This is a genomic window from Archangium gephyra, assembly GCF_049060025.1.
Lineage (GTDB): Bacteria > Myxococcota > Myxococcia > Myxococcales > Myxococcaceae > Archangium > Archangium gephyra_A.
In genome coordinates this window covers 1,506,946-1,532,279 of sequence record NZ_JBMEQQ010000002.1, presented here as the reverse complement: position 1 = coordinate 1,532,279, position 25,334 = coordinate 1,506,946, and the positions used below count along the sequence as shown (strand labels likewise).

The 25,334-nt window shown below is 69.7% G+C and carries 16 protein-coding genes and 2 pseudogenes; 8 read left to right on the top strand and 10 right to left on the bottom strand.

Features of this window, described 5'->3' with window-relative positions:
* Nucleotides 1-75: 75 nt before the first annotated feature.
* The 4 genes and pseudogenes from ACN28I_RS06855 to ACN28I_RS06840 form a co-directional block, all read right to left on the bottom strand.
* Nucleotides 76-2,523: pseudogene (locus ACN28I_RS06855) on the bottom strand (PQQ-dependent sugar dehydrogenase); the annotation flags it as partial.
* 103 nt (nucleotides 2,524-2,626) lie between these two features.
* Nucleotides 2,627-4,057: an AAA domain-containing protein gene (locus tag ACN28I_RS06850; protein ID WP_420948584.1), complete on the bottom strand. Its 1,431-nt coding sequence runs from the start codon at nucleotides 4,055-4,057 to the stop codon at nucleotides 2,627-2,629.
* Nucleotides 4,058-5,421: 1,364 nt separating this feature from the next.
* Complete coding sequence (locus tag ACN28I_RS06845; protein WP_420941302.1) at nucleotides 5,422-6,471, bottom strand: AAA domain-containing protein; 1,050 nt, start codon at nucleotides 6,469-6,471, stop codon at nucleotides 5,422-5,424.
* 110 nt (nucleotides 6,472-6,581) lie between these two features.
* Nucleotides 6,582-6,950 (bottom strand): annotated as a pseudogene (locus ACN28I_RS06840) (DUF4011 domain-containing protein); the annotation flags it as partial.
* Nucleotides 6,951-7,573: 623 nt separating this feature from the next.
* On the opposite strand from ACN28I_RS06840, the gene ACN28I_RS06835 reads away from it, so the two are divergent.
* Both ACN28I_RS06835 and ACN28I_RS06830 read left to right on the top strand, forming a co-directional pair.
* A complete protein-coding gene (locus ACN28I_RS06835) occupies nucleotides 7,574-8,344 on the top strand; it encodes an efflux RND transporter periplasmic adaptor subunit (RefSeq protein WP_420941301.1) in 771 nt (256 codons plus the stop codon).
* A 12-nt stretch (nucleotides 8,345-8,356) separates the two neighbouring features.
* On the top strand, nucleotides 8,357-11,518 hold the full coding sequence (locus ACN28I_RS06830; protein ID WP_420941300.1) for an efflux RND transporter permease subunit: 3,162 nt from the start codon (nucleotides 8,357-8,359) through the stop codon (nucleotides 11,516-11,518).
* A 43-nt stretch (nucleotides 11,519-11,561) separates the two neighbouring features.
* Here the strand turns inward: ACN28I_RS06830 and ACN28I_RS06825 are convergent, their stop codons facing one another.
* The 3 genes from ACN28I_RS06825 to ACN28I_RS06815 all read right to left on the bottom strand — a co-directional run bounded on the left by ACN28I_RS06825 (nucleotide 11,562) and on the right by ACN28I_RS06815 (nucleotide 14,300).
* Nucleotides 11,562-12,338, bottom strand: coding sequence for an N-acyl homoserine lactonase family protein (locus ACN28I_RS06825; protein WP_420941299.1), 777 nt, complete (start codon nucleotides 12,336-12,338; stop codon nucleotides 11,562-11,564).
* 39 nt (nucleotides 12,339-12,377) lie between these two features.
* Nucleotides 12,378-13,358, bottom strand: coding sequence for a mannan-binding lectin (locus tag ACN28I_RS06820; RefSeq protein ID WP_420941298.1), 981 nt, complete (start codon nucleotides 13,356-13,358; stop codon nucleotides 12,378-12,380).
* Nucleotides 13,359-13,472: 114 nt separating this feature from the next.
* Nucleotides 13,473-14,300 carry a DMT family transporter gene (locus tag ACN28I_RS06815; RefSeq protein ID WP_420941297.1) on the bottom strand — a complete coding sequence of 276 codons (828 nt, stop codon included), beginning with the start codon at nucleotides 14,298-14,300 and terminating at the stop codon, nucleotides 13,473-13,475.
* A 111-nt stretch (nucleotides 14,301-14,411) separates the two neighbouring features.
* Here ACN28I_RS06815 and ACN28I_RS06810 point away from each other — a divergent pair, with 111 nt between their 5' ends.
* A complete protein-coding gene (locus tag ACN28I_RS06810; protein ID WP_420941296.1) occupies nucleotides 14,412-14,789 on the top strand; it encodes a GFA family protein in 378 nt (125 codons plus the stop codon).
* An 18-nt stretch (nucleotides 14,790-14,807) separates the two neighbouring features.
* On the opposite strand, the gene rph is transcribed toward ACN28I_RS06810, so the two are convergent.
* Together rph and ACN28I_RS06800 are read right to left on the bottom strand one after the other, a co-directional pair.
* Nucleotides 14,808-17,426 (bottom strand): rifamycin-inactivating phosphotransferase, encoded by a 2,619-nt coding sequence (gene rph / locus ACN28I_RS06805; RefSeq protein WP_420941295.1) that lies wholly within the window; start codon nucleotides 17,424-17,426, stop codon nucleotides 14,808-14,810.
* Nucleotides 17,427-17,550: 124 nt separating this feature from the next.
* Complete coding sequence (locus ACN28I_RS06800) at nucleotides 17,551-18,006, bottom strand: hypothetical protein (RefSeq protein ID WP_420941294.1); 456 nt, start codon at nucleotides 18,004-18,006, stop codon at nucleotides 17,551-17,553.
* 155 nt (nucleotides 18,007-18,161) lie between these two features.
* Between ACN28I_RS06800 and glnD the strand changes: the two genes are divergently transcribed.
* On the top strand, nucleotides 18,162-20,858 hold the full coding sequence (glnD, locus tag ACN28I_RS06795) for a [protein-PII] uridylyltransferase (protein WP_420941293.1): 2,697 nt from the start codon (nucleotides 18,162-18,164) through the stop codon (nucleotides 20,856-20,858).
* A gap of 6 nt (nucleotides 20,859-20,864) precedes the next feature.
* On the opposite strand, the gene ACN28I_RS06790 is transcribed toward glnD, so the two are convergent.
* Nucleotides 20,865-21,644 (bottom strand): TVP38/TMEM64 family protein, encoded by a 780-nt coding sequence (locus ACN28I_RS06790; RefSeq protein WP_420948583.1) that lies wholly within the window; start codon nucleotides 21,642-21,644, stop codon nucleotides 20,865-20,867.
* A gap of 312 nt (nucleotides 21,645-21,956) precedes the next feature.
* On the opposite strand from ACN28I_RS06790, the gene ACN28I_RS06785 reads away from it, so the two are divergent.
* The 4 genes from ACN28I_RS06785 to ACN28I_RS06770 are packed head-to-tail and all read left to right on the top strand — an operon-like array spanning nucleotide 21,957 to nucleotide 25,309.
* The gene (locus ACN28I_RS06785) at nucleotides 21,957-22,418 is read left to right on the top strand and encodes a general stress protein (RefSeq protein WP_375764994.1); all 462 of its coding nucleotides are present in this window, start codon (nucleotides 21,957-21,959) and stop codon (nucleotides 22,416-22,418) included.
* A gap of 39 nt (nucleotides 22,419-22,457) precedes the next feature.
* Nucleotides 22,458-22,796, top strand: a complete 339-nt coding sequence (locus ACN28I_RS06780) for a hypothetical protein (protein WP_420941292.1) — start codon at nucleotides 22,458-22,460, stop codon at nucleotides 22,794-22,796.
* Between the two features lie 33 nt (nucleotides 22,797-22,829).
* On the top strand, nucleotides 22,830-24,035 hold the full coding sequence (locus tag ACN28I_RS06775; RefSeq protein WP_420941291.1) for a sodium:proton exchanger: 1,206 nt from the start codon (nucleotides 22,830-22,832) through the stop codon (nucleotides 24,033-24,035).
* The gene (locus tag ACN28I_RS06770; protein WP_420941290.1) at nucleotides 24,032-25,309 is read left to right on the top strand and encodes a cation:proton antiporter; all 1,278 of its coding nucleotides are present in this window, start codon (nucleotides 24,032-24,034) and stop codon (nucleotides 25,307-25,309) included. The genes ACN28I_RS06775 and ACN28I_RS06770 overlap by 4 nt, the downstream gene beginning before the upstream one ends.
* Nucleotides 25,310-25,334 lie beyond the last annotated feature (25 nt).

Here is a 25,334-nt window from a genome sequence, read left to right as displayed (position 1 = left end):
CGGGCCACGGCATTGCCGGTGCAGCTCGTTGTACTCCATGACCACCAGGTGCTCTCCGGCTGTCAGCGTGCGGGTGGCCTGGTAGGTCGTGGTGGGTTGATACACCCAGGCGTCGATGATGCGGGTCCCGTCCACGTACACCCGCACGCCGTCATTGACCTGGGCGATGAAGGTGTACGTGCCCGCGGCGAAGTTGAACCGGCCCGTCCAGCGCACCGAGAAGTAGTTGGACTTGATGTTCGGGGCGGGGCTGCCCGTGCCCCAGTCATGGGAGAGGGGCGCCGTTTCACAGCGCACCATCGCGGCGGGGGCCATCAGGTATTGGTTGTTGAAGTACTCCGCCCGGTACTGTCCCACCGGGCACGAGCCCGTCCCAACAGGCGTGAACGTGGCCGTATACGTCGCATCCGCCGTCCCCGTCCGGATGACATGTTCCCGCGCGCCACCATCCGACCAGGTGCTGAAGGTGTAGTTCCCTTGCGGTGAGGGCGCGATGAGGGTGTGCGAGGAGCCGACGATGGCCGTGCTCGTCAGGGGCGCGGGTCTGCTCGCTCCGTCGAAGACGACCTGCAGCCCGGGTGGAGAGGACTGCAACGTGATCCGCACCGTCTGGGGGCGGATCGTCACGGTCGTCGAGCCCGTCAGGCCCGATGAGTCCGTCGCGGTGAGCGTGATGTCGAAGTAGATCTCATCACCATGGTCCGCCACGGTGAAGGAGCCGCTCGCCCCGGTGCTCGTGATGTACGGATGCGTATGGCAGTTCGTTCCCGAGCAGTGATGCAGCGTGAGCGTCCACGAGAGCTGGCTGGCGGGAATGGCTCCGTCCTCGGGATCGCTCGCCGAGCCCGAATAGCTCACCACATCGCCCACCTTGAACAGGAACGAGCCCGAGGGGGACGCGATGGTGGGCACGGGCGCCCGATTGCCCACGGAGATCGGTACGGTGGCGGAGTTGCTTCCTCCTCGGCCATCGCTCACGGTCAGGCGGGCAGTGAACGAGCCAGGGCGCTGGTACGTATGCTCCGGGTTGGCCAGGTTGGAGATGGGGGAGTTGTCCCCGAAGTCCCAGGTGTACTGGAGCACATCCCCGTTCGCATCCCCTGAGCCGGCACTGGAGAAGCGCACGAGCAGCGGCGGGTATCCCTCGAGCGGAGTCGCGGAGGCCACCGAGGTCGGAGGTGTATTGCCCGCCGTGTAGCGGATGCGGCGGAGCTGCCCCACGTTGATCTCGATGTAATAGAGCAGCTCGTCCGGCCCCATCTCGAGATCCACCGGGGCACCGATACCCGTGGCGAAGCTCGTCACGCTGCCGGGAACGAGGTTGTCGTTCGCATCGACCCGCAGAGCGCCGACCCACGCCCGGCCGTAGTCCCCGAAGAAGTAGGCGCCCTTCCAGGACGAGGGATAGACCGTCCCGGTATAGAAGATGCCGCCCGTCACCGCCGTACCCACGGTGTGATCCCAATGGTGCAGCGGCATCCTCACGGCGGAGGTGCCACGGGCATAGAGCGCCTGACAGAACGCCTTGGACTGGTAACCCGGTTGGACGAAGGGCCCCTCGTAACAGGGCCAGCCGAGGTTGGCTCCCGCGGGCGCGGCGTTGATCTCCTCGTACGTGGTCCAGCCCACGTCCCCCAGGTAGGGAACGCCGTTGTCGGGACGCAGGCTGAAGCGGTAGGGATTGCGCAGACCATAGGCCCAGACCTTCGAGCGGTTGGCCGCCGCATTGCCATTCCAGAAGGGATTGCCAGGCACGCCCTGGCCGGTGCGGGTGATGTGGAGCACCTTGCCCGCCAGCGAGTCGAGGTCCTGCGTCCTCAAGGCATCGTCGTCGACCCTCTCGTAATTGGCGGCGTCTCCCGTCGTCACGAAGAGGGTGCCATCCGGCGCGAACTTCAGGTCCCCCACGCTGTGCGAGGCGCTGTCCGAGGGAATGCAATCCGTGCCGGCGGGAAAGACCTTGCACGTGCTGCCCACCACCGTGCCGAGGAGGACGAATTCGCTCGAGGGCGAGGCCGTATCTCCCACGGCCGTGTAGCGCGCCAGGCGTCCCGTCTTCGGGCCGGTGTCATCCGTGGCATCGTCATCGTAGGTGTAGAGGAGATAGACGAAGCCATTCGCCGCGAAGTCGGGATCGATGGCGATGCTCAGCAACCCGCGATCCTGGTAGGAGTTCACCCGGCTCCTGAGATCGATGAAAGGGGTGCTCAGCAGGACTCCGCTCTTGAACACCCGGACCAGGCCGGACTTCTCGGCGATGAGGAGCCTGCCATCCGGCAGCCGCACGAACGCCGTCGGGTATTGCAGCCCCGAGACCACCACTTCCGTCACGAAGCCACTCGGGAGGGCCGTGGAGACGAGGGGCTCGGCGGCTTCGGTGGGGCGGGGCTCGTCCGCCGGGGAGGGATCGCCTGCCCACTCCGAACACCCGGCCTGAGCGGGAATCAGCAGACCCACGAGCAGGCAGATGAGGAGACGGGCTGTCCTCCAGGACAACCCGCGCCGCGGGCTCGGCAATGACATGTGAGGCTCCTGTTGGGGCGTGGGACAGCAGGGAAGCTGTCCCTGCTCGCGCACCCGACAAGCAACCCCGAGGTCTCACGCCGCTGTTGAGGACCTCCTCCGTTCAGTTGAGGACGCGGTGGGCCTCGCCCTGAAGTTGGGTGTCCGGCACTGGAGGCTGACGGGCGATCTGCTCGCTGGCGGCCTGGAGCACCTTCTCCCGGGCGCTCTCGGGATCCCGGAAGAAGTGGGGCGTCCACAGCCGCACCAGCTTCCAGCCCTGGCCCTCGAGAATGGCCGTGCGGAAGAGATCCCACTCCACCGGGTCCGCCGCCTTCGGGTAGCGCGTGCCATCGCACAGCACGCCCACCGTGACGTCTCCGGCGCGCCGGGGATGGTGCAGGGCCACGTCCACGCAGAAGCCGTCGTTGCCCCAGTGCACGTCCGAGGACACGCCGTGCGTCCGCTTCAGGTCCTCCGCCAGCGCCCGCGCGAAGGCCGAGCCCGCTTCCGTGGGGTGCTCGTGCACCACCGGCTCCAGCCGCTCCCGTGCTTCCTCCGGCTGTCCGGACTCGAGCGCGTACTCCTTCGCGAGCCGCTCGGCGTATTGGAGGTAGGCGAAGAGCAGCCAGCCCCCGTTCGGCTTGCGGCCCTGTTCCACCGGAGGCAGCGCCGAGTACACCTCGCGCGGGATGGACGTCACCAGGTGCACCTGCTGCCGCGCCCGCGTCACCAGCACGTTCAGCCGCCGCCCTCCGCCCGCGCTACCGAGCGGTCCGAAGCGCCGGTAGAAGCGCCCCTTCGCGTCCGGGCCGTACGTGGTGCTGATGATGATGTGATCCCGCTCGTCACCCTGGACATTCTCCAGGTTCTTCACGAAGAGCCCCTCGAACGAGCCCTCGCCACGCCGCACCCGCGCCGCCGCCAGCTTCGCCGCGAAGTCCGCGTCCGCCGCCGCCAGCTCCTCCAGCACCTCGGTGATGGCGTCGCGCTGCGACAGGTTGAAGCACGCCACGCCGATGGACGGCGGCTCCGGTTGCGACAGCAGCTCCTTCACCAGCGCTCCCACCGCCCGCGCCTCCACGACGTTCACCCGCTTCTCGTACTGGCCTCCCGCGTGGAGGAGCCGCAACGGCGCGTGCTCCACCCGGTTGGACGGGTGCCCCGGAATGGCCTGCAGCCGCGAGTCATAGAAGTGCTCGTTGCTGAAGCCGATCAGGTCCGCGTTCTGCGAGCGGTAGTGCACATCCAGGTAGCACTGGTCGATCTCCAGGTTCAGCGCCGCGCCGAGCAGATCCTCCACCTCGGCCTGCTGATCCTCGAAGAGGCCCTGCTCGCTCTCTGCGTCCAGCTCCTCCTGGCTCTGCACCACGGCGCTCTCGAAGAAGCGCGTGGGCGGCAGTTGCTTGGGATCTCCCGCGATGACCACCCGCTTCGCCCGCGTCAGCACCGGCAGCGCCTCCTCCAGCCGGCACTGCGAGGACTCGTCGAAGATGACCACGTCGAACAGCTCCCGGCGCGGGAATATCTGCGCCACCGTCTGGGGGCTCGCCATCCACACCGGCCGCATGTCGAAGAGGGGATCGCCACCCTCGACATTCGCGCCCGCGGCGATGACCTGGCGCACCCGCAGCGCGCGCTCACCCCGCAGCAGCAGGCGGCGGCGCAGCTCCGCGCCCAACCCGTTGAGCCGTCCTCCCGTGGCGGCCAGCAGCCGCTCGCGCTGGCACTCCGTCCAACGGTGGAGGATGACGTCGCGCACCAGCTCGCGCTTGCGCGCCTCCAGGGCCCGGTAGCGCGTCTGGCTCGCGTGCAGCCGGTCCGCGTCGATGTGCTGGAGCACCGGGCTCTCCTTCACCCGCGCGGACACCTCGGCCGCCAGCACCGCCTTGCGCACCGCGCGCCAGCCGTTCTCCGCGTCCGCTCCGGCCAGGGCCAGCTTCTCCGCCGCCATGCCGAGCGCCGGAGGCAGCCCCGCCACCAGGGCTTGAATCCGCAGCAGCCCCTCCACGCTGGACAGCCGCGCCGCGAGCGATGAGACGAGCGGCTGTACCTGCTCGCCCGCGCGCAGCGCCCGGCTCCGGGCCACGCGCCAGCCGGAGTCGAAGAGGCCCACCTCGGCGAGCCGGGACTCCAGCCGGACCACGGCCTCGCTCCGGGCGGCGGACTGGCGCAGGCCCGCGAGCAGGCGCGCCCGTGCTGCCTCGTCGGCCTTCAGCGCGTCCCGGACCACCTGCCGGCAGGAGGCGAACACCGGCCGCTCGAGCTGCAACAGCACGTCGAAGAGCGCGGCATGGGTCCTCAGGCCGCGGGCGAGCGCCTCATCCGTGAGGGGCTCGTTGGGGCCGGGGGCGAGGGCCGAGTGATGGAACTCGGTGAGCAGGAGCCGTGCGCGCACGCCCGTGAGGAAGCGGGAGACGCGCTCGGCGGTTTCGGCCCCCACGGTGAGCCCGAAGCGCCGGAGCACCTCGGCGGCCTTCGCCCGGCGGGTGAAGAAGAAGAGGAAGCGGTACCACTTGCGCGCCACCAGCAGCCAGGACGCGAGGAACGCCAGGGCCTGCCCCAAGGCCCCCAATGCGAGGGGCTCCGAGCGGTGCACCAGGGCCAGCTCCGTATCCAGCGGCCCCTCGTTCAACACCTGCACCTGCGGCGCGAGGCCCTCGAGCTGGGTCTTCGTGGCCTGCACGGCCTCGGACATGGACGAGGCCCAGCGCGCCAGCCACTCGGGACGCGCTTCCTGCAGCACGCGCTCCAGCTTGTCGGCGAGCTCGGCACGCGCCCGGCCCTCGGCGGCCACGTCTCCGGTGGGAGAGAAGGCGGGGACGTCCGGCGAGGTCTGGGCATCCGCCTCGCGCGCGGCCTCCACGGCGGACGCCATGCGCTCGCGGTACGTGGCGAGCGGCGTGGACAGGTAGTCCTTCAGCTCCGCGCCGTGCGCCGTGCGCCAGGGGTTGTCCGGGTAGCCCTCCTTGGTGGCGCGCTCCAGCACCTCGCGCACCTCGCGCTCGTGGGGGCGCGATTCAGCCAGCCGGAAGGCGCCGAGGGACTCCGTCGCGCGGGCCAGCGACTCCGGGGCCTCCTGGCCGAACCACTGGCCCACCAGCTCGTGGAAGGAGGGCTCGGTGCCTCCGGCGGAGCGCTCGGAGAGGGCGCGCTCGGCGGAGGACAGCTCGTCGTGGAGCGCCTGCATCTCGCTGTCCACGCGGGAGAAGCTCGGCCTTGGAGGCGGGGTTGACCTTGGACTCGGTCAGGTTGTCGAGCTGCTCGCGGATGCCGAGGTAGAGCTTCGCGCTGATCCCTCTGCGCGTCGTGCACCACCGCGCAGAGCGAGCCGAGGCCCAGGTGCTCCAAGCGGTGCTTCACCACATCGAGCGCGGTGCGCTTGTCGCAGACGAGGAGGACACGCTCTCCGCGCGCGAGGTGGTCTCCGATGGCGTTGGCGATGGTCTGCGACTTGCCGGTGCCGGGAGGCCCATGGACGACGAGGCCCCGGCTGCTGCGCGCGAGCCGCACCGCGCGTGACTGGCAGGGATCGGCATGGGAGACGAGCCGGTCCTCGCCCGCGCGCCAGAGGCCCTGGGACGCGGCGTCCTTCCTGGGGGCGCCCTGGGCCCCGAGGGAGACGCCCACGCGCAGGAAGCTCTCGATGGGGCCCTGGACGGGCTCGCCATCCACGAGGGCCCGCATGTCATCCACGAGGCTCTGATTGGAGAGGGGATAGAGGCCGAGCACGGCGCACGGGAGGATGGCGGCACCGGCCGTGCTCTCGTCCTCGGAGCGCGGGGTAGGGGAGAGGAGCGTCTCCGGAGTGAAGGGCGCGGGAGCGGGCAGCTCGAGGGCCGTGGCCACGGCGGCGGCCAGCTCGTTGACTTCGCGCCAGGGCTCCTGGCCCTGCTCGTCGGCGAACAGCTCCCCGAAGCGCTTGCCGGTCTGCCGCTCCACCCAGGCGATGAGGGCGGTGTTGGGCATGACCCGATCCGAGCCATCGGCGGCGGACTCGAAGCCTCCAGGCCCGGCGTGCGGCCCTTCTTGAGGGTGAGGCGCACGGGGATGAAGGCGATGGGCGCGAGGACGCGCTTGGTGCTGGTGAAGCCCCGCGTGTCCTTGGCGTTCGGGGGCAGGTGGAGCAGGGGGAAGCCCACATGGAGCACCTGGGCGCCGGTGTCCTGCTCGAAGGTGCGGGCGTCCTCGGCGATGGTGTTCAGCTTGCGCAGCAACGCCTGCCGCTCATCGTCCTCGCGTTTGGACGGGGTGTCCGGGGTGTCCGGGGTGGCGCGCACGGAGAGCTTCACCGTGGCCTTGTCCCCGAGGAGCCCGGCCAGGATGGAGGGGGGCGGAGTGCCATCCAGCCGGCTCAGCAGCGTGAGATCCACGCGCTGGCGGCTGTTGTGGGGACGGCAGTTGATGCTCGGGCCCGACGCGAGCGAGGCGTACAGGCGATCGAGCATCTTCTCGAGGAAGCGGTTGCGGGAGTCCGGCGGCAGGGCACACCTCCTGGGGCGGAGGCACTTCCTATCACAAGCTCCCAGCAGGGCAGCGAAGCGGAGGAGCCCCCGCCTGCCCCGACGTCCGGAAACGCGGACGTCAGAAATTGGACGCGCCCGAGTCATTGGGAAGTTGTATACGCGGCGAGCCCCCCGTCGCCCCTTCCTCGAGGTCTCCATGTCGTCGCCCCCGCGCCCGTCCCATCCGGCGCTCCTTGGCTTCCTCTCCGCCGCCGTGCTCGTGCTGGCGTGCAACCAGGGGGCGGCACCGCCCGAGGCGCCCGGCGCGGTCCCCGTCACGGTGGCCACCCTGAAGCCGGAGTCGGTCCTGCTCACGCGCGAGCTGCCTGGTCGCACCAGCGCGTTCCTGGTGGCGGAGGTGCGCCCCCAGGTCAACGGCATCATCGAGCGCCGGCTCTTCACCGAGGGCGGCCTGGTCAAGGCGGGCCAGCCGCTCTACCAGCTCAGTGACGCGGCCTACCGCGCGGATCACCTCAGCGCGCAGGCCGCGCTCGACCGGGCGAAGGCCACCCTGACCGCGGCGGAGCTGAACGCCAGGCGCTCCACGGAGGCTCGCGGAGCACGCGGTGGTCAGCCCCCAGGACCACGACCGGGCCGTGGTCGCCCTCCGGCAGGCCGAGGCGGAAGTGAAGGCCGCGCAGGCCGCGCTGCAGCGCGCGAGCGTGACGCTCGACTACGCCCGCATCGTGTCGCCCATCGCCGGCCGGATCGGCCGCTCGTCCGTCACCCAGGGGGCGCTGGTGACCGCGAACCAGCCCCAGGCGCTCACCTCGGTGCAGCAGCTCGATCCGGTCTACGTGGACCTCACCCAGTCCAGCGGGGAGCTGCTGCGGCTGCGCAAGGAGGTGGCGGCGGGCAGGCTCGAGACCGCCGACGGCACGCCGGTGACCATCCTGCTCGAGGACGGCAGCCGCTACGCCCACGACGGCAAGCTGACCTTCTCCGACGTCAGCGTGGACCCGAGCACCGGCACCTTCGGGCTGCGCGTGCTCGTGCCCAACCCCGACAACGTCCTGCTCCCGGGCATGTACGTGCGCGCGCGGATCGGCAACGGCGTGCGCGAGCAGGGGCTGCTCGTGCCCCAGCAGGGCGTGGCCCGTGACCCCAAGGGCCACGCCACCGCCCTGGTGGTGGGCAAGGACGGCAAGGTGGAGTCGCGGGTGGTCAAGGTCAGCCAGACGGTGGGGGACCGGTGGCTGGTCGAGGAGGGCCTGGCCGCAGGGGACCGGGTCATCGTCGAGGGCCTGCAGAAGGTCCAGCCCGGCGCCCAGGTGGAGGTGACGGAAGCCGCACCCGAGGCCGGGACCCAGACCGTGCCCGCCTCGTCCCAGCACTGACCGGAGCCACCCATGGCACGCTTCTTCATCGACCGCCCCATCTTCGCCTGGGTCCTGGCGATCATCATCATGCTCGCGGGCGCGCTCTCCATCGCGCGGCTGCCCATCTCCCAGTACCCGGCCATCGCACCGCCCACGGTGAGCATCAGCGCCGTCTACCCCGGGGCCTCCGCGAAGGCCGTGCAGGACTCGGTGACGCAGGTCATCGAGCAGAACATGAAGGGGCTGGACGGGCTCCTCTACATGGCCTCGACGAGCGAGTCGAACGGGATGGCCGCCATCATGCTGACGTTCCAGCACGGCACCGACCCGGACATCGCCCAGGTGCAGGTGCAGAACAAGCTGCAGCTCGCCACGCCCTTGCTGCCGCAGGTGGTGCAGCAGCAGGGCATCAGCGTCACCAAGGCGAGCTCGGGCTTCCTGATGGTGGTGGGCTTCGTGTCCGAGGACGGCAGCATGCAGGGCGACGACCTCCAGGACTTCGTCGCCGCGAACATGGTGGACCCCATCGCGCGTGTCCCCGGCGTCGGCAGCACCCAGGTGTTCGGCGCGAAGTACGCGATGCGCATCTGGCTGGACCCGAACAAGCTCGCCACCTACCGGCTCACACCGGGGGACGTCACCCTCGCCATCCGTGCCCAGAACCAGCAGGTGGTGGTGGGCCAGCTCGGCGGCACGCCCGCCGTCCCGGGCCAGCAGCTCAATGCGGCCATCACCGCCCAGGATCGCCTCCAGACGCCGGAGCAGTTCCGCGACATCGTCCTGCGCAGCAACCCGGACGGCTCGGCGCTGCGGCTCGGTGACGTGGCGCGGGTGGAGCTGGGCTCGGAGGACTACAGCATCATCAGCCGCTACAACGGCAAGCCCGCGACGGGCATCGCGGTGTCGCTCGCCACGGGGGCCAACGCGCTGAGCACCGCACAGGGGGTGGTCGCGGCGCTCGAGGAGCTCGCGCCGTCGTTCCCCAAGGGCCTCAAGGCGGTGACCCCCTTCGACACCACGCCGTTCGTGCGCGTGGCCATCAAGGGCGTGGTCACCACGCTGCTCGAGGCCATCCTCCTCGTGTTCCTGGTGATGTACCTGTTCCTGCAGAACTTCCGCGCCACCCTCATCCCGACCATCGCGGTGCCGGTGGTGCTGCTCGGCACCTTCGGGGTGCTCTCGGCGCTGGGCTACTCGGTCAACATGCTGACCATGTTCGCCATGGTGCTCGCCATCGGCCTGCTCGTGGACGACGCCATCGTGGTGGTGGAGAACGTGGAGCGCCTGATGAGCGAGGAGGGCCTCTCGCCCGTCGAGGCCACGCGCAAGTCCATGGATCAGATCACCGGCGCGCTGGTCGGCATCGGCCTGGTGCTCTCGGCGGTGTTCGTGCCCATGGCGTTCCTCGGGGGTGTGACGGGGGTCATCTACCGGCAGTTCTCGGTGACCATCGTGGCGTCCATGGCGCTCTCGGTGCTGGTCGCGGTGGTGCTGACGCCGGCGCTGTGCGCGACCATGCTCAAGCCCATCGCCAAGGATCACCACGCGTCCAGCACCGGGTTCTTCGGCTGGTTCAACCGCCAGTTCGACCGGGGCAACGCCCGCTACCAGGGGGCGGTGCGGAGCATCCTCTCTCGGAGCCGGCGCTTCATGCTCGCCTTCGCCGCCATGGTGGTGCTGATGGGGGTGATGTTCGCGCGGCTGCCGACCTCCTTCCTGCCCTCGGAGGATCAGGGCTTCCTCTTCTCCATGGTGCAGACGCCGGTGGGCGCGACGCAGGAGCGCACCATGAAGGTCATCGAGCGGGTGGAGCGGCACTTCCTCGAGGAGGAGAAGGCCACCGTGAGCTCGCTGTTCACCGTGCAGGGCTTCAGCTTCGGCGGCAGCGGGCAGAACAGCGGCGTCGCGTTCATCAACCTCAAGGACTGGTCCGAGCGAGAGTCCCCCGAGCTCGGCGTCAACGCGGTGGCCGGGCGGGCCATGGGGGCACTGAGCCAGATCAAGGACGCGCTCGCCTTCGCGTTCCCGCCCCCGGCGATGCCCGAGCTCGGCACCGCGGTGGGCTTCGTCTTCTACCTCAAGGACAACCTCGGCCTGGGTCACGAGGCGCTCACCGCGGCCCGCAACCAGTTCCTCGGCGCCGCGGCGCAAAGCCCGCTGCTCGCCAACGTGCGCCCGAACGGCCAGGACGACACGCCGCAGTTCCGCGTCGACGTGGACGTGGCGAAGGCCGGCGCGCTCGGGCTGTCCATGGCGGACATCAACGCCACCCTCGCCACGGCGTGGGGCGGCCAGTACATCGACGACTTCATCGACCGTGGCCGCGTCAAGCGCGTGTTCCTCCAGGCGGACGCGCCGTTCCGGATGGTGCCCGAGGACTTCCAGCGCTGGTCGGTGCGCAACCAGCAGGGCGAGATGGTGCCGTTCTCGAGCTTCGCGAGTACGCGGTGGGGGTTCGGCTCGCCCCGGCTCGAGCGCTACAACGGCGCGTCGGCGATGGAGATCATGGGCGAGGCGGCCCCGGGCGTGAGCTCCGGTGACGCCATGGCGGAAGTGGAGCGGCTGGTGGCGCAGCTCCCGCGGGGCGTGGGGCTCGAGTGGACGGGGCAGTCGTACCAGGAGCGCGCGGCGGGTGCCCAGACGCCGCTGCTCTATACGCTCTCGCTGCTCATCGTGTTCCTCTGCCTGGCGGCCATGTACGAGAGCTGGACCATCCCGACGGCGGTGCTGATGGTGGCGCCGCTGGGCATCCTCGGCACGGTGCTGGCGAGCGCGCTGCGGGGGATGGAGCGTGACATCTACTTCCAGGTGGCGCTGCTGACCACGGTGGGCCTGTCGAGCAAGAACGCCATCCTCATCGTCGAGTTCGCGAAGGAGAACTTCGAGAAGGGGATGGAGCTGACGGAGGCCACGCTGGCGGCGGTGCGTGCGCGCCTGCGGCCCATCCTGATGACCTCGCTGGCCTTCGGGCTGGGCGTGCTGCCGCTGGCGGTGGCCAGCGGCGCGGGCTCGGGCGCGCAGCGGGCCATCGGCACGGGGGTGCTCGGCGGCATGATGGTGGGCACGCTGCTCGGCATCTTCTTCGTGCCGCTGTTCTTCGTGGTGGTGCAGCGCGTGTTCGGCCGGAGCAGGGTCACCGAGCCGGCGGCCGCGCCCCCGGAGGGCACCCGCGCGCCGGACCTGGCGGGGTGAGCCTGCCAATTGTCTCCCCTGGCGTTTGAAGTGACGCCAGGCGCTAATCGTAGAAGGCTGGCGCCAGGAGCCGTGCGTGCACCTCGTCCGGGTCGTGCAGCAGCACCAGCTCTCCCCCCGTGGCGTCGCGGATCGCCTTGAGCTTGCGGATGGAGGCGATGCCGAGCGCGGGGTCATCGCACTCACCCGGAGGCACCTCCCGCTCGAAGTTCTCGCGCAGGTCCCCCGCGTCGGCCACGAGGATCTTCGTGCCACCGCGGGGCAGCTCGACGACGAGCGACTGGTGGCCCGGCATGTGGCCGAGTGTCAGCACCCCGCGCACGCCCGGCATCAGCTCCCAGTCTCCGTCCACCAGCCGCCAGTCCCGGTCCGGCAGCCGGAAGTCGTCGTCGAACACCGCCGGGTTGCCATATGCCCCCATGGCGAAGTCGTACTCGCGACGCTGGATGTAGATGGACGCCCGGGGGAAGTACTTGAGGTGGCCCGTGTGGTCGTAGTGCACGTGGCTGAGGATGACGGCGCTGATGTCATCCGGGCCCACTCCCAGGCGCTCGAGCTGGGGCAGCAGTTCGTGCTCGGGGAGGATGATCGGCGGTGCCACCCAGCCGGGGCCCTGGAAGCGCTGGCGCCCCACCGGATCCTTCAGCCGCGCCGGATCCGCCCCCGTGTCGAAGAGCACCCAGCCGTGCGCCGTGTCCAGCAGGTACGCGCACACCGGCTCGCACAGGATGACGGTGGGGTCCGCACCCCGCAGGGACACGGACCGGGGGAGGACTTCATAACCACAGCGGAGGATGAACAGCCGGCGCACGTCGCTCATGCGCCCCGAGTCTCACCCGAGCGGCGGCTCGAATGCATCCTACTCGGCGCAGTTCTTCGCTTCCCACTTCGCGAGCAGCTTCTCCTCGGGGATGAAGGCCTTCCCGTTCCAGCGCACGGTGACTCGCCAGCGCTCGCCCGGGTCGGTAGCGCAGGCGCCCGAGGAGCCGTTGCAGGTGCGCTCCAGCACGACCGTGTCCTTGCGCGCCGACTTCACCTCCGTCCTGCACCCCACGGCCCGGGAACCGCCGACGTAGGAGGACTCGTCCTTCTTCGAGTACACGCCGAGCAATGCTCCCGCGCGGTCGCGAGCCACCACGCTCAGCCACCGCACGGGAACGGGCGTGGACGTCAGGTTCGAGGCCTCCGGCTCCTCGGGCATGGCGAGCCCCACCACTGACAGCGTGAGTCCCTCGCCCTTCACCGTCCGCTGCGGATTCACGGCCTTGCTTTTCTGATCGGCCCAGGTAGGGCAGGCGGATTCGGCTCCCTTCACCGGCTTCTCATAGGTGGAGGGGTAGAGGGCCTTGAGATAGGCGCGCTCGTCCTGTCCCTCGTCACGGGGGCAGAAGCCGAGCAGCACGATCTCGAAGCCCGGGTTGAGGCCCGGCACGGTGGCACTGGAGACGATCTTCGGGAAGCCCGGTGCGAAGGTGACGAGCTCTCCGAGCAGCCGCTTCTCCGCGTCCCACTGCGCGAGGGACTCGTGCGCCGCGGTGGTGTCCTTCCCACCGCCCCAGACGATGGCGATGAGTCCGCCCGAGGACGTGGGGACCGGCGGGCTTCCCGCATCGGTGGGGGCCACGGCCTGTTCCTTGCGCTCCTCCCTGGTGGACGCCGCGCCAGCGCACTGGCAGACGGACATCTCGCCGCGAACCGTGGTCCACCATTCACCCGTCCAACCGCCCAGGGACGCGCACACCTGTGGGCAGCGCTCCGCCGCGTGCTGATCGTTCCAGAGGGGACCTGCCTCGACATTCTGGGGGCCCGCGAGCCCCACGGTGGCCCCCAGCCATGCCATGACGCCCAGAAGCCTGCATCCGTCGATTCGCCGCATCTCTCACCCGTTTCGCGCCACTGTGCTCAACGCGGGACGTTCCCGCGCACTCCTTATTCATTCCCCGCTCGCGCCGTTTCAGCGCGCGCGCGTCCCCACCACCGCCGCGCCGATGATCATGACCGCGGCAAGCACGACGCCGCTGCTCAGGCCCTGGCCCGTGACCAGCAGCAGCAGGCTGGTCGAGGCGAGTGGGGTGAGGTAGCTCAGGATGCCGATGTGCCGTGCGTCGCCCAGCTTGAGCGCCTTGTCCCAGAGGAAGAAGGCAGCGCCGAGCGGCCCCAGGCCCATCACCGTCAGCAGCAGCCAGTCGCGCCCGGACAAGTCGATCGAAGGCTCCAGGGCCCAGTGACACAGCAGGGACAGCGCGCCGGAGACCAGTCCGAACAAGCCGATGGCCGCCGTCGGGAAGTGGGGGACCCGCCGGGTCAGCAGCGAGTACGTGGCCCAGAGGAAGGCGGAGCCGAGTGCCGGCAGGTAGCCCCAGTGCCAGGTGGCCTGCGCCGTGCCACGGCCGGCGCTCAGGATGGCCAGTCCGGCGCCTGCGAACCCCATCAGCGCGGCTACGATGTGCACCGGACGCAAGCGCAGTCCCGGGAGCACCACGGGGGCCAGCACCACGATCAGCAGCGGCCACAGGTAGTTGACCAGGTTGGCTTCCACCGGCGGTGCAAGCCGCAAGGCGATGAACAGCAGGAAGTGATAGCCGAACAGGCCGTACACCCCGAGCGCCAGAGTCGAAGCCGGTACCTTCCATTGGCGCACGAGAGGCCAGGCGGGAAGGCTGCCGAGCACCAGTCCGATGCCGGTGAGCAGGAAAGGGGGCACGTGCCGCAAGGCCAGGCCGAGCGAGGCCAGGCTGGCCCACAGGGCAATGGCCCCCAGCGCATGGAGATTCGCGGTCATCCGCGCAAGCTTACGCGAAGGTGCCCCCCTTTCCCCTGGCGATTGCTTCGCTTTGTTTCAGTCACACCCGCGGTGTTGCTATACGGCGACGCATGATGAAGACCGGCGGATGTGCATGTGGCGCAGTGCGGTACGGCATCACCCTCGAGGCTCACGCCGGTGACGTTCTGCCACTGCTCGAAGTGCCGTCGATGGCACGGGCACGTCGGCGCCTACACCGCCGTCGACCGGCCCGGGTTCGAATTGACTGAACAGCGCGGGCTGAGGTGGTACGCGGCGTCCGCAACGGTGCGGAGGGGCTTCTGTGGTGAGTGCGGGTCGAGCTTGTTCTGGGACGAGGAGGGCGCGCCGAAGATGTCGATCTGCGCGGGGACACTCGACGCCCCGACCGGCCTGACGCCCAAGGCGCACATCTACCTGGGCAGTCAGGGTGACTATTACGAAGTGCCCGACGATGGGCTCATTCGGAGAGAAGAATTCACCCGCTGAAGCGACGAGACCCCCCGGCTAGGGCAGGATCTCGACGTACCCTTCCGTTCCATGCACGCGGATGCGTTGCCCATCCTGGATCAGCCGGGTCGCCTGCTCCACGCCGACGACGGCCGGCAAGCCGTATTCCCGGGCGATCACCGCGCCATGGGTCATCAGTCCCCCCACCTCGGTCACCAGGCCCTTGATGGACACGAACAAGGGCGTCCAGCTCGGGTCCGTGAAGGGGGTGACCAGGATATCCCCCTCCGCCAGCTCAGCGCCGGCTATGTCCAGGAGGACGCGGGCTCGTCCCTCCACCACGCCCGAGGAGACCGGTAGACCGACGAGGGCTCCGGCGGGGAGATCGGCTCGTTTGTACGCACCTGCGACGATTTCACCATCGGACGTGATGACCCGCGGTGGCGTCAGCTTCCGGTATCGTTCGTGCTCGTCCTTTCGTTGGCTGACGATCTGGCCATCCAACTGGTTCGTGCGCACGGCTTCGCGAAGCTCCTGGAAGGAGAGGTAGTAGATGTCTTCCTTTTCCTGGAGCACGTGGCCCCGCACGAGCTGCTCGGCTTCCTTCAGCAAGGCCTGCCTGTAGAGGAAGTAGCGATTGACGATGCCGTATTTGGGGTATTCACGGTAGCCGATGAAGTTCCGGAGCCGGCTGATCATCCGCTGCGCTTCTCCGGCTTTTTGTTCCCCCTCCGGCAACTGCTTCAATCGCGCCAGGAGCTCCTGTTCCTTCTTCAAGGCCTCCTGCCGTCCCTGCTCGAACTTCCGGCTGCCGGCCCCGGGCTCGAAGGTCTTGATGTTGCTGAGGATCAAGGGGACGAGGGTCGTGGGGCTTTCGCGCCAACGCGTCCTCGTCACATCGATTTCCCCGACGCAGCGCATGCCGAATTTGTCGAGATAAGCGGAGAGGGCGTCGTGGGCGGCCTGTCCACCCTCCAACCCGGCCAGGCCCTCCAAGAAGCCCTCATCCCTGGCATTTCGCAGGTATTCGACCACCTCCGGATGAGGCCGGATCGCGTCCGCGACGTCCAGGAGCGCCAGCCCCATTTCCGAGGTGATGTTGTTCGGCACGGACTGAGAGAGCGTGTCCGCGGCGTTCTTCTCGCCCAACCACGCCATCATCTTCTCGTTGAGCCAAGACGAGGCGTTCATGCCGGCCATGAGCACGCTGAAGCTCCGCGGCTCGAACAAGCTCTTCTTCAAGTGCTGAATGTCTTCCAGGATGAAATCCAGTAATTCCGTTCCGGATTTCGTTTGGATGTTCCGCTTCAGCGCTTCGATCGACGTCTGGCTGCGCGCGATCAACTCGGAGACGAGCGCCGGATCGTCGTCGATAGGCGGCTGGGCACCCGCGGGCGGCATGGCTGGCTTGCCTTGAGCCGGACCCGGTGCGGGTGGAGCCGCGGGCGACGGTTCGATGAAATCGCCCCGCTCGATGAGGGTCATGAGGGCGTCCTTGATGAGCGGATCGGATCCGCCCAGGCCATTCAACAGGACGCCCCGGCTGGCCGGTGAAGCCAGCTCCTTCGTGAGATCGACGAACAACCTCCCACCCGCCGCATACATGGGGCGAGCGGCGGTCAACTGCCACAAGGACAGCCCCAAGGGCCTCATGGGGTCGGTCATCATTTGTTGATGGCCGACGGAGATGAAGACGTGGTTGCCTCGATCGCCCACCTCCGGGATGGGGTACAGGGTCGTGATGGGCCGGCTCTGGACGATGTAGAACGCGTCGTCGGCCAGGCACCATTCGATGTCCTGGGGATGACCGAAGTGCTCTTCGATCCGCCTGCCCAGGCGCTCGAGCCGCACGATCTGCTCATCCGTCAGCACGGGGCTGTTCTGCCGCTCGGGCTCGAGCGCCCGTTCCCGCGTACCGCCCTCCGCCAAGGCCCAGGTCGCCAGCTTCTTGGTGGCGACCGTCTTCCCGGTGATCTGGCCGTTCCGCACCTTGTAGCCATCGGCGTTCACCAGGCCGGAGACCAAGGCCTCACCGAGGCCGAAGCCCGCCTCGATGGATGACACCTTCCGGTTCGAGGTCACGGGATCGGCCGTGAACAAGATTCCGGCCGCCTGCGGGACCACCATCTTCTGCACCACCACCGCCATGTGGACCTTGCGGTGTTCGAAGCCGTGTCGAAGGCGGTAGGTGACCGCCCGCTCGGTGAAGAGCGACGCCCAGCACCGGCTGACGTGCGCGAGGATCGCCGGCTTTCCGATGACGTTCAGGTACGTGTCCTGCTGGCCCGCGAAGGAAGCCTCCGGCAAATCCTCCGCCGTCGCGCTGGACCGGACGGCATAGGCCGCGTGCTCGCCAAGCCTGGAAAGGACGCGGGTGATCGCTTCCTGAACGTCTTCAGGGATGGCCATCCCTTCGATGAGCGTGCGGATCTCCGCGCTGAGCTCCCGGATTCCATCCCGGTCTTCCGCCTTCAGACGCGACAACCGATCGAGCCATCCGCCCATCGCCGGCGCTTCTCCCAGGAGCCGCTTGAAGGCTTCGGTCGAAACGCAAAAGCCCTCCGGCACGCGGATCCCTTCCAGCCTGGAAAGCTCCCCCAGGCTCGCGCCTTTCCCCCCGACAACCATGATTCGGGTCCGGTCGACCTCCTGGAAGCCATGCACGTAAGCACGCATCTCTGAACCTCCCTCATCGAAGGGCGCCACTATAGGCCTGAGGGGCTCGCGCGCCGAGGCCCGCTGCGCAGGCCGCGCTACTCGGCGCAGTTCTTCGCTTCCCACTTCGCGAGCCCGGGCCTGCCTATTCGGGAGAGGCCACACACCTGCCCTCGGAGCAGGCCGCGCGAAAGCTCATGGGCGCGCAGGAACCACTCTCCCTGCATTGGGCGTCCTCGCAGTAGCGCTGTATCTCCGTGGCCACCCTCGCCGCGTAGTCGGCTTGTTGTACGGCCAGCACCGCGGGCCGTGGCTCGCACACCCCGTAACCCACGCAGTTGTTGGGAGGCGTCACCAGGACACAATCCGTGTCCGTGGTGCACCCCCGCGCGTGCTCCTGCTCGATCGCCTTCATGGCGCAGAGGAAGGTGAAGTCCCGCGGGCAGTAGGTGGTGCGCTCCTCGCAACCCTCGAAGGTGTAGCGCTCCTGTCCCGTGCCCGCATCCGTCGCGTCCTGTCCCGGCGTGTCCCCGGTGTTCTCCCCCGGCATGCATCCCGCCACCATCAGCACGGCCACCAGCAAACCCTTCCAGCGCAGCATCTTCCTGTGTCCTCTCCGCGCTCCTACCGGCCCGGGAGCAACTCCGCCCAGCTTCACACGGGAGCGAGCCGCGGGCCTGTCCACATTTCGTATTCCCATCGGATGGTGGACATCCCACGACGGCAACCCGCCGCCCTTGCGCTAGAACCTTCGCCATGAGCGTTCCGCCCATTCCGCAGCCACCCGCGCCCTCGCATCGCGAGGCCCTCGGCTCGCTCCCGGAGTTCCGTCCCGGTGGTCCCGAGGACCGGCTCGCCCGCGCCCGTGAGTACCTCCGCGAGGCCCACGCCCGCGTCGAGGCCTTCCACCGCGGGGGCGCCGCCGGCCTGTCCACCTGCCGTCTCCTCTCCGCCGCCACGGACCGGCTCGTCCGCGCTCTCTTCTCCGAGCTCTCCGCCGAGCTCCAGGCTCCTCCGGGCCTCGCCCTCGTCGCGCTCGGCTCCTACGGGCGCCGCGAGCTGTCTCCCCACTCGGATCTGGATCTGCTCCTCCTGCGCGGCTCCGGTGTCTCCGAGGAGTCCGTCGCCCCCCTGGCCCGCGTCTTCCCCACGCTCCTGTGGGATCTCAAGCGCGCCGTCGGCTGGAGCGCCCGGGGCCCCGACGAGTGCGCCCGCGCCGCCGACTCCGATCACACCATCCGCACCGCGCTGCTCGACTCGCGCTTCCTCACCGGGGAGGCCTCCGTCTTCCTCGACCTCGAGGAGGACGTCCTCCCCGCGCTCCTCACGCACCGCGCCGACGCCTACGTCCAGGACAAGGTCCAGGAGCTGCGCTCCCGCCGCGAGCGCTTCGGCGACTCCGTCTTCCTCCTCGAGCCCAACCTCAAGCAGGGCGATGGGGGCCTGAGAGATCTGGAGACCGCCCTGTGGATCGCCCGCGTCCGCTTCCGCACGCGCGGCCTCACCGGCCTGCTCCGGCAGTCCATCCTCCCGGGCTCGCAGGTGGCGCGCCTCAAGGCCGCCCGCGACTTCCTCCTGCGCATCCGCCACCAGCTCCACTTCCTGCGTGGGCGCAAGGAGGACCGGCTCACCTTCGATCTCCAGGAGGAGGTGGCGCGCTTCCTCGGTTACCAGCAGGGCCCCGTGCTACCCGTCGAGGCCTTCATGCGCGACTACTACCTGTCCGCCCATGCCCTCCGGCAGGCCGCCGACTCCCTCATCGCCCGCTGCGAGGAGCTCAGCACCGCCCGGAAGATCTCCTTCCTCCCCGAGCGCCGGCTCGGTGCCTTCAAGGTGTTTCGCGGCAAGCTCACCGTGCAGGACCCGGGCCTCTTCACCCGCGAGCCCGCCACCATTCTCGACTTCTTCCGCACCGCCGAGGAGCACGGGCTGCCCCTCTACTCGTGGGCCCGCGAGCAGGCCGTGCAGGCCCTGCCCGCGCTCGAGGCCGCCCGCGCCACCCCCGCCGTCACCTCCGCCTTCAAGGCCCTCTTCGCCCGGCCCGGCACCCGCGGCGAGCTCCTCTTCGCCCTGCATGATGCCGGTGTGCTCGGCGCCGTCGTGCCCGAGTTCGGCCGCGTCACCGCCCACCACCAGCACGACCTGTACCATGTGTACACCGTCGACGTTCACACCCTCTTCGCCGTGCGCCGCCTCCAGTCCCTGCGCGCTGGAGATCTCGTCACGCAGGAGCCCGAACTCTCCCGCGAGATGCGCGATCTGAAGGACCCGCTCCCGCTCTACCTCGGCATGCTCCTGCACGACGCGGGGAAGGGGATGGGGGGCGATCATTCCGAGAAGGGCCGGTTGCTCATGGTGGCCCTCGGCGAGCGGCTGGGTCTGACTCCCCGCCAGCGCGAGGTGGCCGAGTTCCTCGTGAAGGAGCACCTGGCCATGAGCCACACCGCCCAGCGCCGTGACCTGAGCGACCCGGCCCTCATCGCCGACTTCGCTCGCAAGGTGGGCGACGTGGAGAAGCTCACCTGTCTCTACCTCCTCACCTGGGCGGACATCTGCTCGGTGGGGCCGCGCATGTGGACGGGCTGGAAGGCGCAGCTCTTGCGCGAGCTGTACGACAAGGCGCGGGCCCACCTCGTGGGCTCGGTGGCGCCCCAGGGTGAGCGCTCCTCCGAGCACCTGCGTGAGCGCTTCCACGCACGCTGGGCCCGGGTCCTCGGCGAGCCTCGGGCGAGCGAGCTGGGGCAGGTGCTCCCCGAGCGGTATTTCCTCGGGACGGATCCCTCGCGCGCCACGCTCCACGGGCGGCTGCTCGCGTGTGCCCGGAAGCGACACCTCGCCGCCGCCCTGCGCCACCACCCGGATGCCGGTTACAGCGAGCTGTCCCTCGCCGTCCAGGACAGGCCCGGTCTGCTCGCGCTGCTCGCCGGCGTGCTGTCCGCCCACCGCATCGACATCCTCTCGGCCCGCATCGTCTCCACCTCGGACGGGCTCGCGCTGGACGTCTTCGATGTGCGGCCCCCGCATGGGCTGCTGCTCGAGCGCTCCCGCTGGCGCATGGCCCGGACGGATCTGCTGCGTGTCCTCACCGGCGAGGCCCCCATCGAGGACGTGCTGCGCCGGCGCCGCTCCGGCTCCGTCCTGCAGCGGCACCTGCCTCCCGTGCCTCCCAAGGTCACGGTGGACAACCGCGCCTCCCGCGACTTCACCGTGGTGGATGTGGTGGCCCCGGACCGGGTGGGCCTCCTGCACGCCATCTCCTCCGCGCTCACCCGCGCGGGTGCCCGGATCGCCCTCGCCAAGGTGGCCACCGAGGCCCACCGCGCCGTGGACTCGTTCTACATCACCCGCCAGGGTTCCAAGATCGAGGGCCCGGGCGATGAGGCGGCGCTGGTGGGCGCGATGACGGCCGCCCTGGATGCGCTGGAGCGCGAGGGCGCGGAGGTCCGGAGCTGAGGGGGCTCACGGGCCCGCGGGTGGCAGCTCCTGGAAGGTCGACAGCGCGGGCCGGATTCCCACCTTGCCCTTCGTCCGGATCGGCGGGGGGTGGGCCATCTGGGGCTCGATCGTCTGGGGCTCGCCGGCCGGGGCGTCCTCGCTGATCTCCTTGAAGATGCGGCGGCCGAGCACCGCTCCCAGCACCAGCGACACCACCATCCCCACGCCGGACACCACCGTCATCACCGTCTGCCCCTGCGCCAGTCCACTGCCGAACTGCGCCGTCAGGAAGGTGCCCGGAATGGTTCCCACCAGCACGCCCATCGCCAGCGGCAAGAAGCGCGCCTTGGCCGCCGTCGCCGCCGCGATCATCACGTCCGTGGGCAGCAGCGGGTTGATGCACGTGAGCAGCGCGAACTTGAAGCCGTGCCGCTTCGCCGCCCGGGTGATCGCCGGGTAGCGGCTGCCCGCCATGCGCTTCATCAACCGCGTCCCCAGCCAGCGCGACAGTCCGAAGATGAGCAGCGTCGCCAGGAAACTGCCCATCAGCGAATAGATCGTCCCCGCCAGCGTCCCGAAAATCATCCCGCCCACCGCGGTGAACACCTGCCCGGGCAACAGCGTCACCGGCCGCACCGCCAGGAAGAAGACGAAGGCCACCGGCGCCCACTTCCCCATCGGCGCCAGGAACGCGTGCAGATCCTTCTGGTTGATGAAGTCCGGGCCCAGCAGCCGCAGCATCGTGAGCCCCCCGATGGAGGCCAACACCGGCGCCAGGAGCTTCAGCCAGGCCTTGAGACCCATTCCTCCGCCGCCACCATTCACGCCGCCCTCCCACGAAGAATTGGCGGGAAAGGTGAGACAGCGGACGGGAATCGGCAATGTGGACTGGCGTGTTGTTGACACTGAAGCATCCGGGCGGGCAGGCCGTAGTTTCGCCCGCCGGGATAGCGTGTGCCCCTAACCCTGCGTCATTCCTGGGGGTTTGATGTGCTCTGTCCGGTGTGAACGGCTGGCGGTGTACGGAGCTTGCTTGCATCGGGGCGCTTCCATCCCAAGTTTTGGGACAAGGGGCACCCTGGCGGGGAAGGGGAAGAACGTAGGAGGAGAGACGACATGCAGCAGGACAAAGACAACAAGGGCAGCATGACGGTGGCCGAGGCGGGACGGAAAGGCGGAGAGACCGTCCGCAACGAGAGGGGCCGGGAGTTCTACGAGACGATCGGCCGCAAGGGAGGCGCGACGGTGAAAGCCGAGAGAGGCCGCTCCTTCTACGAGGAGATCGGCCGCAAGGGCGGCGAGACCGTGAAGGCCGAGCGCGGGGCGAAGTTCTACGAGGAGATCGGCAAGAAGGGCGGAGACCGCGTGAAGGCCACGCGGGGACCGAACTTCTACGAGGAGATCGGCCGCAAGGGCGGCCAGAAGGTGAAGAAGCTGATCGAGGAGGGCAAGCGGGCGGCCCGGGCGGCGCAGGAGGCGGCGGCCGGTGCAAGCGCAAGCCCAAGCCCGGCGGCAGAGGAGCCAGGGGCATCTGCCTCGCCGCCTTCCGGCGAGCCGGGCCCAGGCCGCACCGAGTAGCGCGTGACGCAAGGGCCGCGGACCAGATAGACACGGGTCGTGTACCTCTTCCTCGCATTCCTCGACCACGCGGACCAACCTGAACGGGCCATCCGACGGCTCCGGGACTTCGGTATCCCGGAGCCGTTGGTCGTGCGGGCCCGAAGCGCCGCGGCCACTTTGTCAGCCGAAGTGCCCATCTTCGCCGGCCTGCGCAGCCTCGCGCTCGGGGCGGACGAGGATCGGCTCGTGCTGGTGAGCCTCCTGCCCTCCCAGTCGGCCGAGGAGGTGGAGCGGCTCGTCCAGCGCGTCCAACTGGAAATGGATGCCGACGATCCCCCGATGGGACGTCTGGTGGCCCTCCCGGTGATCTCAGCTCCCATGCATCGCAGGGAGTGACGGCGCGCCCCGGGCGGTGTAAGCACCTCTTCTGTGCAGGCGCTGCTCGTCTTCCTCGCCATCGCGGCGCTCTCCTTGCTGGCCTCGAGCCGGACGGTGCTGGACCCCGGCCGTTTTCCCGCCGTGGCCCACCTGGCCGCCAGCGGGCTGCTCTTCCTCGCCTGTGGGGCGATCATGGGGCCGGGCACCCTGGGGGTGCTCTCCTGGGGCGATCTGACGGCCCTGCGGCCGATCCTGGCCCTGGGGCTCGGAGTGTCGGGCGTCATCATCGGCCTCAACCTGGAGCCCCGGTTGCTGCGGCTGCTGCCCCGGCAGGTCTACGCGGCGGCGCTCGCTCAAGCCGGGACGGCCTTCCTGTGGGTGGCCCTGCCCCTGGCCGGTCCGCTGCTCTTCACCATGGGCCTGCCGCCCGGGGCGGCCGTGGGCGCGGCGGCGCTGCTGGGCGCGGCGGCGAGCCTGTCCTCCGGCCACTTCGCGGTGCTGGGCTACCGCAACGGGCGCATGGAGCGCCGCAGCGGCCTGTCCGTGGCGCTGCTCACCATGCTGGATGATCTGGTGGGCCTGGGGGTGCTGATGCTGGCGCTGGCCTTCGGCGCCGCGGGCCATCCCCTGGAGGGGCTGGGCCTGGTGGCGCTCGCGCTGTTGCTGGGCATGGCGTGTGGCGGACTGCTCGCCTTCCTCATGCATGGGCTGAAGGATCAGGGCGAGCTGATGGCGGTGCTGCTGGGCGGGGTGGCGCTGGTGTCCGGGGCGGCGGCGTACCTGCGGGTGTCGGCGCTGCTGGCGGGAGTGGCCTGTGGGGCCACCCTGGCGCTGGTGGGGGGCCGGGCCGTGGAGCAGGCGGCACGGGGGCTCGGGCGCTTCGAGCGGCCCGCGTACCTGCTGCTGATCTTCCTGGTGGGCGCCCATGTGCAGGCGAGGGACTTGATGGCGTGGGTGCTGCTGCCGGGGTACCTGGGCCTGCGCTTCCTGGGCAAGGTGCTGGGGGGCGCGTTCGCGCAGCGCATCGCCGGAGGCACGCTGGCGCTGCCGCCGCGGCTCGGCTACGCGCTCATCGCGCAGGGCGGGCTCGCGCTGTGCCTGGTGGTGGAGTACCTGGTGCTGGTGCCGGGGACGCTGTCCCAGCGGGTCTTCGACGTGGTGGTGGTGGGGGCCGTCATCAACGAGCTGCTGGGTAGCCGGGCCTTCCGCTACGTCCTGGCACCGGGCTCGAGCCGGACGCGGGGAGGCCAGCCATGAAGGGGGCGCTGCTGCGGCTGCTGTTGCTGCTGCTGGTGCTGGCGGCCATCGGCCGGGCCCAGATGTGGCGTGTGGACACGGGCACCTCGGTGACGCTCGCCGCCGGAGCGCTGCTGTTGTGCGGGCTGTTCGCCGGCAAGGTGGCCAAGGGGATGGGGCTGCCCCGGCTCACGGGCTACCTGCTGGTGGGCGTGGCGGTGGGGCCCTATGCGCTGGGCTTCATCCCCGGGGCGGGTGTGAAGGGGTTGGAGCTGGTGAAGGGGCTCGCGGTGAGCCTCATCGCGCTGGTGGCGGGCACGGAGCTGCAACTGGGGCTCATCCGCCGGGTGGGAGCCAAGGTGGCGGCCCTGTGCGTCGCCGTGTGCGGGCTGACGTTCCTGGCCGTGTGCGCGGCGCTCTTCGCCCTCAAGCCGGTGTTGCCCTTCCTGGCGCCCATGACGGTGTGGCAGGCGCTGGCCGTCAGCGCGCTGGTGTCCACGGTGGTGGTGTCCTTCTCGCCCACGGTGACGATCGCCATCGTGCAGGAGACGAGCGCCCGCGGCAGCTTCACCGAGTTCCTCATGGCCCTGGTCATCATCGGGGACCTGGTCGTCATGGTGGCCTTCGCCATCGCGGCGGGCCTCACGCGGGCGAGCTTTGGCGGTGGGCTGGACGTGGGAGGGTTGCTGGGCGGGGTGGGGTGGGAGCTGTTCGGCTCGGTGGTGGTGGGCTGCGTGCTGGCCCTGGTGATGTTGCTGTACATGCGGCGGGTGAAGCGCGAGCTGCCGCTCTTCCTGGTGGGGCTGTGCTTCGTCTCGGCCGAGGCCGGTGCGCGGCTGCACCTGTCGCCGCTGTTGATCTCGCTGGCGGCCGGGGCGCTGATCGCCAACCTGGACGAGCGCGAGGGCGAGCGCATCCACCACGCCATCCAACTGGCGGGCCTGCCCATCTTCGCGCTCTTCTTCGCCGCGGCGGGGGCGGGGCTCAAGCTGGACGCGCTCCTGACGGTGGGCCCGGCGGCCCTGCTGCTGGTGGCGCTGCGCGGCGTGGCCATCTACGGCTCGTGCCGGCGCTTCGCCCCGGCGGAGGATCCGCGGCTGGGCCGCTACCTGTGGATGGGGCTCATCTCTCAGGCCGGCGTGACGTTCGGGCTGGCGGCGCTCATCTCTCGAACCTTCCCGGACTTCGGGCCGCAAGTGGAGGTGCTCATCGTCGCGATGATCACCGCGCATGAGCTGATCGGCCCGGTCCTCACCCGGCGGGCCCTGCAGCGCAGTGGCGAGGTACACTCCTAGCCGCTACAAGGGCCGGCCCGAGGAG

Bases quoted from the DNA above. Each gene is read 5' to 3' on its own strand.
- ACN28I_RS06850 (WP_420948584.1), bottom strand. From the start codon at position 4,057: ATGGCGAGCCCCCAGACGGTGGCGCAGATATTCCCGCGCCGGGAGCTG.
- ACN28I_RS06845 (WP_420941302.1), bottom strand. From the start codon at position 6,471: ATGCCCAACACCGCCCTCATCGCCTGGGTGGAGCGGCAGACCGGCAAG.
- ACN28I_RS06830 (WP_420941300.1), top strand. From the start codon at position 8,357: ATGGCACGCTTCTTCATCGACCGCCCCATCTTCGCCTGGGTCCTGGCG.
- ACN28I_RS06825 (WP_420941299.1), bottom strand. From the start codon at position 12,338: ATGAGCGACGTGCGCCGGCTGTTCATCCTCCGCTGTGGTTATGAAGTC.
- ACN28I_RS06820 (WP_420941298.1), bottom strand. From the start codon at position 13,358: ATGGCATGGCTGGGGGCCACCGTGGGGCTCGCGGGCCCCCAGAATGTC.
- ACN28I_RS06815 (WP_420941297.1), bottom strand. From the start codon at position 14,300: ATGACCGCGAATCTCCATGCGCTGGGGGCCATTGCCCTGTGGGCCAGC.
- rph (WP_420941295.1), bottom strand. From the start codon at position 17,426: ATGCGTGCTTACGTGCATGGCTTCCAGGAGGTCGACCGGACCCGAATC.
- ACN28I_RS06800 (WP_420941294.1), bottom strand. From the start codon at position 18,006: ATGCTGCGCTGGAAGGGTTTGCTGGTGGCCGTGCTGATGGTGGCGGGA.
- glnD (WP_420941293.1), top strand. From the start codon at position 18,162: ATGAGCGTTCCGCCCATTCCGCAGCCACCCGCGCCCTCGCATCGCGAG.
- ACN28I_RS06790 (WP_420948583.1), bottom strand. From the start codon at position 21,644: ATGGGTCTCAAGGCCTGGCTGAAGCTCCTGGCGCCGGTGTTGGCCTCC.
- ACN28I_RS06785 (WP_375764994.1), top strand. From the start codon at position 21,957: ATGCAGCAGGACAAAGACAACAAGGGCAGCATGACGGTGGCCGAGGCG.
- ACN28I_RS06770 (WP_420941290.1), top strand. From the start codon at position 24,032: ATGAAGGGGGCGCTGCTGCGGCTGCTGTTGCTGCTGCTGGTGCTGGCG.